This window comes from Streptomyces sp. NPDC002785 (assembly GCF_040295565.1).
Lineage (GTDB): Bacteria > Actinomycetota > Actinomycetes > Streptomycetales > Streptomycetaceae > Streptomyces.
Genome location: NZ_JBEOVN010000045.1, coordinates 1 through 14,657, shown reverse-complemented (window position 1 = coordinate 14,657; position 14,657 = coordinate 1). Strand labels below are relative to the sequence as shown.

At 69.7% G+C, this 14,657-nt stretch carries 11 protein-coding genes; 6 read left to right on the top strand and 5 right to left on the bottom strand.

Annotated elements, in window-relative coordinates:
• Positions 1-20 precede the first annotated feature (20 nt).
• From ABTZ94_RS13965 to ABTZ94_RS13950, 4 genes are read left to right on the top strand one after another with little or no spacing between them, the layout of a single operon-like run.
• A complete protein-coding gene (locus ABTZ94_RS13965) occupies positions 21-611 on the top strand; it encodes a hypothetical protein (protein WP_351200774.1) in 591 nt (196 codons plus the stop codon).
• Positions 612-665: 54 nt separating this feature from the next.
• The gene (locus tag ABTZ94_RS13960; RefSeq protein WP_351200772.1) at positions 666-1,196 is read left to right on the top strand and encodes an Rv1363c family protein; all 531 of its coding nucleotides are present in this window, start codon (positions 666-668) and stop codon (positions 1,194-1,196) included.
• A gap of 41 nt (positions 1,197-1,237) precedes the next feature.
• The gene (locus tag ABTZ94_RS13955) at positions 1,238-1,990 is read left to right on the top strand and encodes a hypothetical protein (RefSeq protein ID WP_351200770.1); all 753 of its coding nucleotides are present in this window, start codon (positions 1,238-1,240) and stop codon (positions 1,988-1,990) included.
• Between the two features lie 22 nt (positions 1,991-2,012).
• On the top strand, positions 2,013-3,263 hold the full coding sequence (locus ABTZ94_RS13950) for a lytic transglycosylase domain-containing protein (RefSeq protein WP_351200768.1): 1,251 nt from the start codon (positions 2,013-2,015) through the stop codon (positions 3,261-3,263).
• Here the strand turns inward: ABTZ94_RS13950 and ABTZ94_RS13945 are convergent.
• On the bottom strand, positions 3,246-4,313 hold the full coding sequence (locus ABTZ94_RS13945) for an ATP-dependent DNA ligase (protein WP_351200766.1): 1,068 nt from the start codon (positions 4,311-4,313) through the stop codon (positions 3,246-3,248). The two genes, ABTZ94_RS13950 and ABTZ94_RS13945, sit on opposite strands and share 18 nt — an antisense overlap.
• 97 nt (positions 4,314-4,410) lie before the next feature.
• Between ABTZ94_RS13945 and ligD the strand changes: the two genes are divergently transcribed.
• On the top strand, positions 4,411-5,421 hold the full coding sequence (ligD, locus tag ABTZ94_RS13940; protein WP_351200825.1) for a non-homologous end-joining DNA ligase: 1,011 nt from the start codon (positions 4,411-4,413) through the stop codon (positions 5,419-5,421).
• 181 nt (positions 5,422-5,602) lie between these two features.
• On the opposite strand, the gene ABTZ94_RS13935 is transcribed toward ligD, so the two are convergent.
• A complete protein-coding gene (locus ABTZ94_RS13935) occupies positions 5,603-7,756 on the bottom strand; it encodes an OmpL47-type beta-barrel domain-containing protein (protein WP_502967239.1) in 2,154 nt (717 codons plus the stop codon).
• Positions 7,757-7,830: 74 nt separating this feature from the next.
• Complete coding sequence (locus tag ABTZ94_RS13930) at positions 7,831-10,323, bottom strand: ThuA domain-containing protein (protein ID WP_351200762.1); 2,493 nt, start codon at positions 10,321-10,323, stop codon at positions 7,831-7,833.
• 286 nt (positions 10,324-10,609) lie between these two features.
• Between ABTZ94_RS13930 and ABTZ94_RS13925 the strand changes: the two genes are divergently transcribed.
• Positions 10,610-11,701 carry a multicopper oxidase domain-containing protein gene (locus ABTZ94_RS13925; protein ID WP_351200760.1) on the top strand — a complete coding sequence of 364 codons (1,092 nt, stop codon included), beginning with the start codon at positions 10,610-10,612 and terminating at the stop codon, positions 11,699-11,701.
• A 5-nt stretch (positions 11,702-11,706) separates the two neighbouring features.
• Here ABTZ94_RS13925 and ABTZ94_RS13920 read toward each other — a convergent pair whose 3' ends face one another.
• Together ABTZ94_RS13920 and ABTZ94_RS13915 are read right to left on the bottom strand one after the other, a co-directional pair.
• Positions 11,707-13,929 carry a DEAD/DEAH box helicase gene (locus ABTZ94_RS13920; protein ID WP_351200758.1) on the bottom strand — a complete coding sequence of 741 codons (2,223 nt, stop codon included), beginning with the start codon at positions 13,927-13,929 and terminating at the stop codon, positions 11,707-11,709.
• Positions 13,930-14,026: 97 nt separating this feature from the next.
• Positions 14,027-14,344, bottom strand: coding sequence for a hypothetical protein (locus ABTZ94_RS13915; RefSeq protein WP_351200756.1), 318 nt, complete (start codon positions 14,342-14,344; stop codon positions 14,027-14,029).
• Between the last annotated feature and the right edge of the window lie 313 nt (positions 14,345-14,657).

Below are 14,657 nucleotides of genomic sequence, written 5' to 3'. Positions count from 1 at the left end.
AGCGGGGAGGGGCGGAGGTCGTGAGCACGGACGTGGACGTGGAGGAAGTCGGCCGCGTCGAGGATCTCGACGCGGCCGCTGATGAAGACCGGCCGGACGCGCCCGAGTCGGCCCGCCGGTGGCCGCGCATCGTGGCAGCGGTACTGGTCGTCGCGCTGCTCGCGGCCGGCGGCGGATTCTTCGCCAAGGGCAGGCAGTTGCGCGACACCCCCGCCACATCGAACCGTGCGCTGACCGACAGCGAGGCGACCACCCGCGTCGCGGGCGATGTCAGCAATGCGCTCGGCAAGGTCTTCTCCTACAGCCCGCAGGCAACGGGCGTAACCAAGGAGGCGGCGAAACAACTCCTGGCGGGCAAGGCGCTCCAGCAGTACGCGGCCCTGTTCGGCCAGGTCGAGAAGCAGGCAGCAGACCAGAAGCTGACGCTCACCACCCATGTCGTACGCGCCGGAGTGACCCGGCTGGCGGACAACAGCGCCCACTTGCTCGTCTTCCTCGACCAGGTCTACGAACGCGAAGGAAAGCCGGCCACCACGGCGGCGGCACAGCTCTCCGTCACGGCCCAACTGCGGGACGGCCACTGGACCGTTGTCGAGATCACCTCCAGATAGCAGAGCCCACACTCGTCCAAATCGGCACGGATCGGCCGCAGGGGAGAGACAGCAATGGCACGGGTACGGATGACGAGGAACCCGCTGGTGGCGGTGGCGATCGCGTTGACGGCCGCGGCGGCCGTCGCGGCCTGCTGGGGCGGGGTGTCCCGTTACGACGCCGCGCACGACGAATCGGCGGCGTACGCACAGGTCCGCGACGACGCGCTGGCCGCGGGCGAACAGGCCGTGCAGAACATGAACACCCTGGACCACCGGAAGCTGGCGAAGGGCCTCGACAGCTGGGAGGACTCCACCACCGGAGATCTGCACCAGCAACTCGTCAACGGCCGTGACGCGTTCGTGAAGCAGATCCAGCAGGCGAAGACCGTCAGCACGGCCCAGATTCTGTCCGGGGCGGTGACCGAACTCGACGACCGGGCCGGCAAGGCCGGGGTGATGGTGGCGCTGCGGGTCACCGTGACCGCGCCCAAGGGCAAGCCCGCGGTGAAGGAGAGCCGGATGCTCGGGCAGCTCACCCGTACCTCCGAGGGGTGGAAGCTCAGCGCCCTCGGCCAGGCACCCGTCGGCAACACGGCCGGCTGACGCCACCGACTCCCACCCCGCCACCCGAGAGGACCCCGGACATGTCGACGACCCGTCACCTCGTCAACCGTCAACGCCGTCTGGCCACCGTCGCCGCGGAACGCGCCACCGCTGCCGCCCCGCAGCGCAAGCCCGCGCCCCCGGGCACATCACATGAGGAGTCCGGGCAGACCCCAGCTGCGGAAGCCACCACTGTCGATGACGTGGCCACCGACGACGCCGATACGGGGGAGTCGCAGAAGCGGGAGAAGGTGGAATCGCGACGCGAGCCGCCGCCCCGCCTCCGTATCCGGCTGCCCGCCGTCCTCTGCGCCCTCACCGTGCTCCTCGGCGCCTTCGCCGCCTGGGCGTTCGGCTCGGCCGCGAGCCTGCGTGACGACCCGGCCCGCCGGAACACGGCCCTCACCGACATCAGCCGCACCAGCGAGGTGAAGGGGCAGATCTCCGAGGCGGTGGGCGCGGTGTTCTCGTACAACTACGCCTCGCCCGCCAAGTCCGAGCGCGCGGTGAAGAGTTACCTGGTCGGCAAGGCGGTCCAGCAGCACGCGGACATGCTCGCGCAGGTACGGAAGCAGGGGCAGAAGCAGAAGCTCGTGCTGACCACGACCGTCACGGACAGCGGTGTGGAACTCCTCGACGGCGACCGGGCCCGGCTGCTGATCTTCGCGGACCAGAGCAACACCCGTACTGGCACGTCGGACGAGACGACCTACGCGGCGGCCATGTTCGCCGTGGACGCTGTTCGCCGCGGCGACACCTGGCGGATCTCCGGCATCGACACGTTCGCCCGGTGACCCGGGGGAGAGGGGAGCACGCATGAGGTTCAACGGCATCATGCGCCGGGGAATCGGCGGCACGGCAGCCGCGGTCGCCGCGATGGCCGCGCTCACCGCGTCCCAGGCACCGGGACTCGTCCGCCATGAACAGACCGCGAAGGAGCGCCAGGAAGCCGACGAGGTCAAGTGGTCGCACGTGCCCAACGACGACTCGTACCACACCGAACTGCCGCCGCTCCTGTCGCCGACGCCGCCGAAGGCCGGTGTGAAGCGGAGCCCGGCCGTCGCGCGGTCGTGGGCCGAGGCGGGCATCCCGGCCACGGTGCTCGCTGCCTACCGCAAGGCGGAGAGCGCGCTCGGACGCACCGACCCCGGATGCCATCTGCCGTGGCAGTTACTCGCGGCGATCGGCAAGGTCGAGTCGGGCCAGGCGGGCGGGGGACGGGTGGATGCCCACGGCACGACGCTCGGCCCGATCCTCGGGCCGGTCCTCAACGGCGCCGGATTCGCCAACATTCCGGACACCGACGGCGGCCAGTACGACGGCGACAGCACCCACGACCGGGCGGTCGGCCCGATGCAGTTCATCCCGTCCACCTGGGCGCACTGGGGCAAGGACGGCAACGGCGACGGCCGCCGCGATCCGAACAACGTCTACGACGCCGCCCTCGCCGCCGGGTACTACCTCTGTGCCGGACCGCGCGATCTTTCGGTGAAGGCCGACCTGGACCGGGCGATCCTCAGCTACAACCACTCGGACACCTACCTGCGCACCGTGCTGTCCTGGCTGGAGTTCTACCGCAAGGGCATCCACCCGGTGGCCGACGGCAAGGGCACCGTCCCGAAGAGCCCCGGCGCGGGCGGACCGAACAAGCCGACGCACCCGGTGGGCGGTCCCGGAGCCCCGGGCGGCGGCATCGTCATCGGCCCGCAGCCCGGCGGTTCGCACGGCCCCTCGCCCTCATCGTCCCCGAGGCCCTCCGGCCCACCGACAAGCTCCCCGGACCCCACCGGGTCCCCGGACCCCACCGGGTCCCCGGACCCCACCGGGTCCCCGGACCCCACCGATCCGGGCACCGCCTCACCTGACCCGACGCACAGCGGACCGGCCTCCCCGGACCCCGGCACCAGCCCCGACCCCAGCACCTCGGCCCCGGACCCCGGCTGCCCGAGCGACTCGCCGTCACCGGACCCGACCGACTCGACCGGAACCACCGAGTCCCCGACACCCGACCCGGGTACGACTGAGGAGCCGTGCGCCTCGCCCTCGGGCTCAGCGCCCGCCGGCTGACAGCACCTCGGCCAGGTCGTACCGCACCACCTCTTCCAGCTGCGCGTACGTGCAGCCGTCCGGGGCGCGGTCCGGACGCCACCGGCGGAACTGCGCGGTGTGCCGGAAACGGTCGCCCTCCATGTGGTCGTACGCCACCTCACAAACCCGTTCCGGGCTGAGCGCCACCCAGGACAGGTCCTTCTTGCCCGACCAGCGACTCGGTGCCCCGGGCAGTCGTGCCCCCTCGTGCGCCGTCGCGTCCGTCCAGGCCGCCCACGGGTGGCCGGCCGGCTCGATGCGCAGTGGTTCCAGCTCCTCCAGGAGCTCGGCGCGCCGCTTCATCGAGAAGGCCGCACAGACCCCGACGTGCTGCAGGACGCCCTCGGCGTCGTACAGGCCGAGCAGCAGCGAGCCGACGACCGGGCCGCTCTTGTGGAGGCGGTAGCCCGCCACCACGCAGTCTGCCGTCCGCTCGTGCTTGATCTTGTACATCACCCGGGTGTCGGGGCGGTACGGCAGATCGAGCGGTTTGGCGACCACGCCGTCGAGTCCCGCGCCCTCGTACCGTTCGAACCACTCCTGGGCGACTGCCCGGTCCGTGGTCGCCGGTGCGAGATGGACGGGGGCCGACGCGCCGGACAGGGACGCCTCCAGCACGGCACGCCGCTCGGACTGCCGGAGGGAGAGCAGCGAATCGTCGCCCACCGCCAGGATGTCGAAGGCGACCAGACTGGCCGGGGTCCGCTCGGCGAGCAGCCGCACCCGGGAATCGGCGGGGTGGATGCGCTCGCTGAGCCGGTCGAAGTCCAGCCGTCCGCCGTACGCGATCACGATCTCGCCATCGATCACACAGCGCGGCGGCAGATTGTCGCGGACGGCGGTGACCAGCTCGGGGAAGTAACGGGTGAGCGGCTTGCCGGTACGGCTGCCGATCACCACCTCGTCGCCGTCGCGGTGCACGATCGCGCGGAAACCGTCCCACTTGGCCTCGTACTGCATACCGGGCGGGATCTTCGAGACGGACTTGGCGAGCATCGGCTTCACAGGCGGCATCACCGGCAGATCCATGGCCCGATTCTTGCCGACGGACGCGCCTAAGTCTCCCGATATGCGGCATATGTGGACCCGGCCTACCGTGACCGTCATGGGTGCAGCGGGAAAAGCGGTGGAGCTCGAAGCCGACGGACGGGCCGTACGGCTGTCCAGTCCGGACAAGGTCTACTTCCCGGCGAAGGGCTATACGAAGAGGGACGTGGCCGAGTACTTCCTGGCCGTGGGCCCGGGCATCACACGCGCCCTGCGCGACCGGCCGACCACCCTCCAGCGCTTCGTCGACGGTGTCGAGGGCGAGTTCTTCTACCAGAAGCGGGCCCCGAAGAACCTCCCCGACTGGATCCCCACCGCCAGGATCGACTTCCCCAGCGGCCGCTCCGCCGACGAGATCTGCCCCACCGAACTCGCCGCCGTCATCTGGGCGGCCAACCTCGGCACGCTCACCTTCCACCCCTGGCCCGTCCGCAGGGCCGACACCGACCACCCGGACGAGCTGCGCATCGACCTCGACCCACAGCCCGGAACGGACTACGCGGACGCGGTGCGGGCCGCCCACGAGCTGCGGTCCGTCCTCGACGAGCACGGTCTGCGCGGCTGGCCCAAGACCTCCGGCGGCCGGGGCATCCATGTCTTCGTCCCCATCGAGCCGAAGTGGACCTTCACCGCGGTCCGGCGCGCCGCCATCGCCACCGGGCGGGAACTGGAACGCCGGATGCCGGACCGGGTGACCACCGCCTGGTGGAAGGAGGAGCGCGGTGAGCGGATCTTTGTCGACTACAACCAGACGGCCCGCGACCGCACGATCGCCTCCGCCTACTCCGTACGCCCCTTCCCGCACGCCCCGGTCTCCGCCCCGCTGCGCTGGGAGGAGATCGACGACGCCGAACCGCGCGACTTCGACATCAGGACCATGCCCGGGCGCTATGCCGAGGCCGGTGATGTGCACGTGGACATGGACGAGCACGCGTTCCGGCTCGACGGGCTGCTGGAGCTGGCCGACCGGGACGAGCGGGAGCACGGGCTCGGCGAACTGCCGTACCCGCCGGAGTACCCGAAGATGCCGGGCGAGCCGAAACGGGTCCAGCCGAGCAGGGCCCGGCACGGCGGGGACGGCGATGCATGAGCGCACCCGACCTGGAGCCCGTCACCCCGCGCGGGGAACATGCCCGGCCACCGGCCCCCGGTGACCGATGGGCGGCGTTCAAGGCGTCCCCTTATCTGCCCGCCGCCGTGCTCCTGTTCATCATCGCGGCCGCGGCCACATGCCTCAGCATGCGGCCGCGGCCATCTGATGCCGGTCCGGGCTACAGCTCCTTGATACGAATGTCGCGGTACGAGACCACGTCCGTGGTGCTGTGGACCTGGAGACCGATGTAACCGGAGGCGTACCGCCGGCCATCGGTGCCCGGATCGTCGCCCCGCGGCGGCTCGAAGACCTGACCGCCGTTGTTGTCGAACTCGTTCAGCAGGACACCGTTGCGGTAGACCGAGTAGTGCTGGTCCACCACCTGGATCTCGTAGTCGTTCCAGGTGCCCTTGGGCGTAACACCGGCGCCGGCCAGACCGATCCGGTCGAAGCCGTAGATCGAGCCGGTCTTGTACATGTCGCCGTCCGGACGGTCGAGGATCTGCACCTCATGGCCGTACTTGATGGCGACCCACTCCGGACGTGACTCCTCCGGGTTGTCGTGGACGTTCGGGAAGCGGACGAACACACCGCTGTTGGCGTTGCCCGTGCCGGGAGCGTCGTCGCGCCACTGGAGCTTCAGTGAGAAGTCGCCGTACTGCCGTCCCGGGAACCAGAGCATGCCCATGCCGTCCACCGTGGTGGAGCTGGTGATCGTGCCATCGGCATTGAGCCCGAACTTGCCGCCACCGACCTGCTGCCACTTGGCGAACGACTCCGCCGTGCCGTCGAAGAGCTTCTTGTAGCCCTCGTCCTGGCCCGGCTTGCCGATCCCCGACTGCATGGCCGCCCGGTAGATCTTCTTGTGCTCGCGTGCGTCGATCACACCCGCGGCGAGCAGCTTGTCCAGGACGCTGTCGACGTGCTTGAGGAACAGCGCGTGCGACGACCAGTCCTTCTCGTCCTCGATCAGCTCATTGATGGTGCAGCGGTTGCCGGTGATGCGGTTGGGTACTCCGGTGTCGACCGTGCCGACGATGACGGTGAGGCGCTCGTCGAACTCAGGGCAGTTCGGCGCCGGTACGCCCCCGCTCTCCGCGACGGTGAACGACACCTGCTTCGCCACGGAGGTGTTGCCGGCCTTGTCCGTCGCCCGGTGTGCGACGGTGTGATAGCCGACGCGGTCGACGATGACGGTGGTGGTGTACGCGAGGTACGGGCCGCCGTCGAGCGAGTACTCGATCCTGTCCACGCCCGATTCGGCGTCGGTCGCGGTGACCGTGACCTTGGCGCTGGTGATGTAGGCGTTGTCGGAGTTCTTGTCGCCTGCGACCTTGGCCGAGGTCTCCGGCGGCGTCTTGTCCTGTGTCGGCGGTGCGACGACGGTGAACTCGACCGACTTCTCCGCTGTCGTGTTGCCCGCCCTGTCGGTGGCCCGGTAGCGGACCTGGTGCGTGCCGGTCTCGTGCACCATCACGGGGGCGGTGTACGGCTGCCAGGCGCCGTCCGCCCCGACCGCGTACTCGATGGTGTTGACACCGGACCCGGTGTCGGAGGCGGTCACGGTGATCGTCGCCATTCCCAGGTACTGCCCCTGGTCGTCCTTCTCACCCGACACGGTCGCCGAGGTCTCCGGCGGCGTCTTGTCGTCCGTCGGCGGTGCGGCGACCGCGAAGTCGACGGACTTCTCCGCTGCGGTGTTGCCCGCCTTGTCGATGGCGCGGTACCGGATGGTGTGCGTACCTACCTCGTTCACCACGATCGGTGTGGTGTACGGCTGCCAGGCGCCGTCCGCCCCGACCGCGTACTCGACGGTGTCGACGCCGGAGCTGTCGTCGGTCGCCGAGACGGTGACCGTCGCCTGACCGATGTACGCGCCGTCGGCATTCTTGTCGCCGTCGACCTTCGCCGAGGTCTCGGGTGCCGTGGTGTCAGCACCTCCGCCGTCCGTCACGGTGAGAATGCCCTGCATCGCCTCGTGCCCGGGCATGGTGCAGTGGTAGAAGTACCGGCCGGGGGAGAGCGTGACCTCGGCGGTGTGCCTGCCGCCCTGGTCGTCGGCCGGGTTGGCCAGGATGTTCAGCGTGACGTCGTTGTTGAACTCCGGGTCCGAGACGCTGAAGGTGAGGGTGTGCGGCATCCCCGTGGTGTTGCCGGTCGCCGCGCTGTTCTCGAAGACGATGGTCGCCCTGCCGGCCACCGCGGTCTTCGGAGCGGACAGATAGTGGTCGATGGGGTCGCCCGCCGTCCAGGTGAGGACCTGGTCTCCCGCCGCGGCGGCGGGAGCAGCCGTACGGCCGTACGCCGCCGTCGAGGTCAGCCCCAGCACCATCAGGAACGAACCCAGCAGGGCGAGCCACAACCGGGCGGGCCCGTACCGCTGTCGCGAGAAGATCGAACGGTGTCTCACTGCACTGCCGCCTTCCTGGCCAGATCCTCGGCGGCCGGCGTCGCACCGCCGCCCTTGTACGTCACACGCCACAGCGCGGACTTGGAGTCGGAGGTGAAGAAGCCGCGCCCGTAGTCCAGGACGTACAGCGAACCGTCCGGGGCGAACTTCCAGTCCATCAGGTTGCGGATGCCGTCGGCCCCGACCGGGATGATCTTCTTCAGGGACTCGGCGTGCGTGGGCAGACCGCCCTTGCCGGCCGTCTTCGGGTCGGTGAGCACGGCGTGCCGCGGCTGGGTGCCGTCGTAGAAGTCTCCGACGAACCACTTGCCGTCCCAGTAGGAGGGCCACTTGTCGGCGCTGGTGCTCGCCGCGTCGTACCTGTAGACCGGGCCGTTCATCGTGGCCTGGCCGCCGCCCTTCAGCCACGGCAGGAGCTGCTTCTGCTCCTCCACCTTGTAGCTCGGGATGCCGTACGCGTCACGCGGGTAGTCCACACCACCGCCCTGCGGCGAGTACCAGATGGTGTTGGACGTGATCGGCGGCAGATTCACCAAGCCGTCATTGTTCGGCGACTCGTTCTTGGGATGGCCGCAGTCGTACCAGCCGAGCGGCTTGTTCGGGTCCGGCAGATTGCGGTCCCGGTACGGCTGCATGTTGCCCATGCAGTACGGCCAGCCGTGGTTGCCCGCCTTGGTGATCGCGGCGAACGTGTCGTACTTGGCCGGACCCCAAGTGGTGCTCGGCGAGCCCGCGTCGGGGCCGACCCAGCCTGCGTACAGCGTGTCGGTGGTCTTGTCGACGGAGATCCGGGCCGGGTTGCGCACACCCATCACATAGATCTCGCCGCGGGTCTTGCCGCCGCCTTCGTCGGGCTCCTTGCCGGTGAAGAGGTTGCCCTCGGGGAGTGTGTAGGTGCCGTCGTCCTCGGGGTGGATCCGCAGGATCTTGCCGTTGAGGTTGTTGGTGTTGCCCGCGGTGCGCCGGGCATCGGCGAACGAGACGCCCCTGTAGTTGGGCGCGGGGTTGTTTCCGGAGTAACCGTCGCTGAAGCCTGAGGAGTTGTTGTCCCCGGTGGCGATGTACAGGTTGTCCTTGGAGTCCCACGCCATCCCGCCGCCGGCGTGGCAGCAGCTGTGGATCTGGACCGGCCAGTGCAACAGCACCTTCTCGGAGGACAGATCGAGCTTGTTGGTCGCCAGGTCGAGGGTGAAGCGGGAGACCTGGCGTACCGCCATCTGTTTGTCGCGGTCGATCTTCGAGTGGGGCGTGTAGTGGAGATACACCCAGCCGTTCTTCTCGAAGTCCGGATCCAGCTCGATCCCGAGCAGCCCCTCCTCGACCTTGACCAGCTCGTCGCCGCCGCCCTTGTTGCCGAAGATCGTCAGCGCGCCGGCGAGGGTGACCTTCCCGGTCTTCGGGTCGTAGACATGGATCTGTCCCAGCCCCTTGCCGATGTCCGGGTCGTTCCAGTCGGTGACGACCGGCTTGCTGCTGTCGGCGCCACCGCGCCCGATGTACAGCACCCGCCCGTCCGGGGCGACGACCAGGCCGTGCGGCTCGCCGATCTGGTCGTTCTGGCCAGCCTGATTGGGCTGAGTGACGCGTTCCGCCTTGTAGTTGGCGTTGATGGTCGCCTTGCAGTCGGCCTGCGAGATCCGCGTCGTCCAGTCGAGCGCGCCGCGCAGATGGTCGCGGAAGTCGGTCTCCGCGAAGCTGTCGGCCGTACCGCCCATCGCCGTGTAGAAGGACCTGCCGCCGTCGTAGTCGCGGCACCAGGAGACCGGGTGGTCCCAGCCGTTGGCGCTCGTGCCCGGCTTGTACGTGATCTCCCGGACGCGCGCCACGGTGTGCACATCACCGGACGGATTCTTCGTCCAGTTCAGCCACTTGTCCGGGCGCTTCCATTCCAGCGGCAGGTTCTTGGTCGCCGGATGTTGCCGGTCCCCGATCTCAACTGTCGCACGTTGTACGTTGGTTGGGCTGCCGGCTGCCGGACGGGCCCCGACCAGGCCGGTGAACCAGTCGGAGTACGGCTCGGTGCGCGCCGCGTCATGGATGCCGAGGAATCCGCCGCCCGCCTCCATGTACGCCTCAAGACCAGCCTCCTGCTCCGGGTCGAGCACATCGCCGCCACCGGTCAGGAAGACGACGGCGTTGTACTTGCCGAGCTGCTTGCCGTTGGTGAAGACGGCCGGGTCGTCGGTGGCGACGGTCCTGAACCGGCCGGCCTCCGGCCCGGTGAGACCGATCCTCTCGATCGCCGCGATTCCGGCGTCGACGGTCGGGGACTCCTCGGTGGCGGAGGCGTGGAACACCAGCACCTTGACGTTGGCGCCGCCCGGCGGCGACGGGAGGGACAACGTTGTCGCCATACTTCGCGGCGGCTCCGGATAGGGCCTGGCGTTGGCCGTGTTGGCGCCGAGCAAGGAGGCGGTCAGTGCGCCGGCCGCCAGGGCCGCCGCAAGTCCGCGTCGCGATCTGGACCTGTGATGTGGTGTGCGCTGCATGTGGTCACCCACCCCTCTTTGGTCACTGCAACAGCGGATGAAGCTAGACCTCTTTTCGCGACTCGCCAATAGCTATGGCGGCAATGGCACGAACTTTGTCCTGGGTGTGGATAAACGAAGATCCCCCGGCTACGGTGTGGGCCGTCCGGGGGTGCCCGCGCCCCGCCCACCCCGGCGCCCCCTGAAGCCGCCACGATCCCCGTAACCTCCGTATCTCCGCAGTCCCCGAGAGCCGGGCGCGTTCACAAAGACTCCGTAAATTCCTTAGTGCAGTGGGGAGTTCGACATGGACAGAAGGAGCTTCAACCGACGGATTCTGGTGAGCGGTGGGGTGGCGGCCGCGACCGGCGTGACATCGTTGTCGCTCGGTACGATCGAGGCCGGCTCGGCAGAGGCCCCGCCCAAGACCGCCCCGGCAGGAGGTGTCGTCCGCCATCTCAAGCTGTACGCGGAGAAGCTGGCGGACGGTCGGATGGGGTACGCCCTGGAGAAGGGCAAGGCATCGGTGCCCGGACCCCTCATCGAGATCAACGAGGGCGACACCCTGCACATCGAGTTCGAGAACGCGATGGACGTGCCGGCCAGTCTTCACGCGCACGGCGTCGACTACGACATCGCGAGTGACGGCACCCGGATGAACAGGAGCATCGTCGAGCCGGGCGACACCCGCACCTACACCTGGCGCACCCATGCGCCGGGCCGGCGCAAGGACGGCACCTGGCAGCCGGGCAGTGCGGGCTACTGGCACTACCACGACCATGTCGTCGGAACGGACCACGGCACCGGCGGCATCCGCAAGGGCCTGTACGGTCCGTTGATCGTCCGGCGCAAGGGAGACATCCTGCCGGACAGGACGATCACGATCGTCTTCAACGACATGACGATCAACAACAAGGCGGCCCATGAGGGCCCCGACTTCGAGGTCACGGTGGGCGACCGGCTCGAAGTGGTCATGATCACCCACGGCGAGTACTACCACACGTTCCACATCCACGGTCATCGCTGGGCGGACAACCGAACCGGCCTGCTCGCCGGCCCCGACGATCCGAGCCGGGTCATCGACACGAAGATCGTGGGCCCGGCGGACTCCTTCGGGTTCCAGGTCATCGCGGGCGAACACGTGGGCGCCGGTGCCTGGATGTACCACTGCCATGTGCAGAGCCACTCCGACATGGGCATGGCCGGACTGCTGCTGGTCGCCAAGCCGGACGGCACCGTGCCGGGGTACGACCCGCACGACATGACGACCCACACGACCGCTCCGGACAAGACCGCTCCGGGCAGTACGGCTCCCGGCAGGACCGATTCGGGCGAAACCGCTCCCGGCGAGACGGCGAAGGAGTCGGCTGCCCACGGCCCGGCGGCGCACGGGTCCTGACACAGTCAGGTCTCGGACACCGCTCCGGCTGCTCCGGCTGCTCCGGCCGCTCCGGTGGCGAGGCGCAGCTGTTCCTCCTCGACGACGCGTCGGGCCAGAGCCCCGTCCGACACATCCACGGCGTCCGGCGTCGTCTCGGCGACGGCGCTGCGCCGTGCGTACAGGTCGAAGAGTCGCTCCTTGCGGGCCAGGATGTTCAGCATCCGTTCGTCGACGCTGTCGGCCGCGAGGAGCCGGTGCACCTGGACGGTCCGTATCTGTCCCATCCGATGGGCGCGGGCCACCGCCTGGTGCTCCATCGTCGGCTTGATCTGCGGTTCACAGATGATGACGACCGAGGCGGCCTGCATGTTCACCCCGACCCCGCCGGCCTGGATCTGACTCAGCAGGACGGCATGCCCCTCCTCGGCGGTGAAGTCGTCGATGATCTCCTGGCGCCGGGCGGCCGGGAGACTCCCCGCGAGAGGTCCGAACACGCTTTCTCCCAGGGCCTGTCCGACGGTGAGGAGCACCTCGCGGAAGTACGAGAACACGACGACCTTGAGGCCGTTGTCCGCGGCCTCCGCGACCAGTTCGCGCAGCCGGTGAAGCTTGGCGGACGTAGCGGGCCGGGCGTACGCGGCCCGGCGCATCCGCATGAAGTGCCCGGCGCCCACCGCCTCGCGGTAGGCATCGAGATCGTCCTCGCTGAACTCCTCCCACTCGTCGACCTGCACCAGCGCCGGGAGTTCGGTCAGCACATCCTCCTGATTGCGCCGCAGATAGGCTGGGGCGACGGCCCTGCGGAACGCGTGCGAACCGGCGGCTCCATGGGTGGTGTGGATCGAGGGCGCCAGTTCGGGCTGGAGATGGCGGACGAGGCTGCGGAACTCCTCGACCCGGTTCTCCATCGGCGTACCGGTCAGGAACAGCACCCGTTCGGTACGTTGCGTCCAGCCGGACACCGCCCGGGAACGGCGGGTCTCGGGGTTCTTGACGTAGTGTGCCTCGTCGACCACCAGCATGCCGGGCCTTATGCCGCAGTCCCGGGCGGGCGGCAGGGTGTGCAGGGCATCGAACGTGGTGAGGGCGACCCCGCCGGTCTCACGCCACTCGGTGAAGGCGCCCTGTCGCTCGGGGCCGTGCACCGGCAGCGCGCGCAGGGTGGAGCGGGAACGGACCTCGCGCGCCCAGCTGATGAGCACGCTCGCCGGGCAGACCACCAGAAAGTGTGTCTCGCCCCGCGCCGAGAGGTGCGCGAGCGCGGCAATGGCCTGGACGGTCTTGCCGAGCCCCATCTCGTCGCCGAGGATCACCCGCTTCTGCGCGAGCGCGAACCGGGCGCCGAACGACTGGTAGCCGCGCAGGGAGACACGCAGATGGGCGTCGTCCAGCCGCAGATCGCGCACCCGGTCCGCGATCCCGGACGGGAGGAACCCCTCGGCCGCGTCCCGGTCCGGGCCGGTGTCCGACATCTCGGCGAGCAGGCTGTAGTACTCGGCGGAGCGCAGCTCGAAGTCGACCCACGCCGCGACGTCCGACTCCGCGTCCCGCAGCAGATCGACCGACACCTGTCCGAACAGCAGGAGAAGCCCGCGCGCGGCTGCCTCGGCGACGGCGGCCCGTACCGAGGTCACGGCTTCCAGCGCCTGGGCGCGGGCCCGGCGCCGGGTGAACAGCATGCGCAGCCGCCCCCGCGCGGGTCCCGCCGCGGCCAACAAGGGATCGAGGCGTCCGACGAGCCGGCCCGCCGCATCCACGGCCCGGCGGACGTCGGGACCGGCCTCGACCAGCCGGTGCAAGGCGGTGACCAACGCGGTCGTGGAGTCGTCCGGGGTGTCCACGTCCATCCGGACCGCGACGGTGTCCCGTACCGCGTGGGCGATCTGCCCGGCCGCGGCCAGCGCCTGGTCGGCGGTCTGCGCGCCGACCCCGGGGATCTGGCGGAGCTCGTAACGGTTCGCCTCGTGGACCTGGCCGACGGTCGTGAAGCCGGCCTGTTCGATCGCGCCGAGCCGCAATCTGCCCTCGGTGACGTCCTTGAGCCTGGAGACCGGGATGGCCGACAGTTCGCGACGGATGAGGGAATCGAGCAGCGGAGCCAGCGCCGTGTGCACGGCATCGACGGCGCGGGCGTGATCGGCCAGCACCGTGCGCGCCGTGTCCAGCAGTTGCTCGGCCTGCGCCAGCAGCTCCCGGGCGCCCCTTCCCGTGGGGGCTCCGGCCTCCGTCGGTCCGGCCTCTGTCATGTACGTTCCTCTGTCCGCGCAGTCCGGCTGCCGTCCTGCCCGGCACCTGCCCCGAGCGATTCATATCGTGCCACGCGACGCCGACAGTGCCTTCGGCTCACGGCATGGGCGGTCGGCGTTCCGCCGGGGACAGCAGCAGGATCTCCGGGGCCCGCGCGCAGGAGCGGGCCTGCGACTGGAACCAGTCGGTGCGCGCGGCTTCGAGGGCGCGCTCGCCTGCGCCGGACTCGCACTTGACGACGCCACGCTCGTTGACGTACCCGCCTCGGAGCACGAACGCCAGTGGGCCGCCGAGCCGGCGGCGCTGCGGCGCGGTGATGTCGATGCCGTGTACGTGAAGGGCCCGCTCCACCCCGACCCCTCCGCGGAACGCCTCGCCCTCCTTGCCGAGCAGGAGGCAGCGCTGCGCGCCCACGGGCTTCCTGCCCGAACCCGTCGACGTCACGGCCCGGACCGACCCCGAGCCGCTGCGCCTCGCGCCCACCCTGCTTGCCAGGCTGGCGCTCAGTTTCGACACCGACGCGGCCCGCCCCTCGGGTGCGGGCTGCGGTTGTCACTGCCCGGTGCAAGACTCGGAACGTCAGGAAGGTCCCCTGCCACCGTAACGACCTCCCCCACGATAGGGAGCGGGCGCCCGACGCCCTGCGACTCCGCTTGCGGCGTTGTCGTCAGTCAACGACGCTCCTTCCCCGAGCTCTCGGCTTCGCTCGACCAGGGGAGGCCCCATC

What these genes read in the sequence shown, in the direction of transcription:
- ABTZ94_RS13960 (WP_351200772.1), top strand. Translation starts at nt 666, where the DNA reads ATGGCACGGGTACGGATGACGAGGAACCCGCTGGTGGCGGTGGCGATC.
- ABTZ94_RS13955 (WP_351200770.1), top strand. Translation starts at nt 1,238, where the DNA reads ATGTCGACGACCCGTCACCTCGTCAACCGTCAACGCCGTCTGGCCACC.
- ABTZ94_RS13950 (WP_351200768.1), top strand. Translation starts at nt 2,013, where the DNA reads ATGAGGTTCAACGGCATCATGCGCCGGGGAATCGGCGGCACGGCAGCC.
- ABTZ94_RS13945 (WP_351200766.1), bottom strand. Translation starts at nt 4,313, where the DNA reads ATGGATCTGCCGGTGATGCCGCCTGTGAAGCCGATGCTCGCCAAGTCC.
- ABTZ94_RS13935 (WP_502967239.1), bottom strand. Translation starts at nt 7,756, where the DNA reads ATGGTGCTGGGGCTGACCTCGACGGCGGCGTACGGCCGTACGGCTGCT.
- ABTZ94_RS13930 (WP_351200762.1), bottom strand. Translation starts at nt 10,323, where the DNA reads ATGCAGCGCACACCACATCACAGGTCCAGATCGCGACGCGGACTTGCG.
- ABTZ94_RS13925 (WP_351200760.1), top strand. Translation starts at nt 10,610, where the DNA reads ATGGACAGAAGGAGCTTCAACCGACGGATTCTGGTGAGCGGTGGGGTG.
- ABTZ94_RS13920 (WP_351200758.1), bottom strand. Translation starts at nt 13,929, where the DNA reads ATGACAGAGGCCGGACCGACGGAGGCCGGAGCCCCCACGGGAAGGGGC.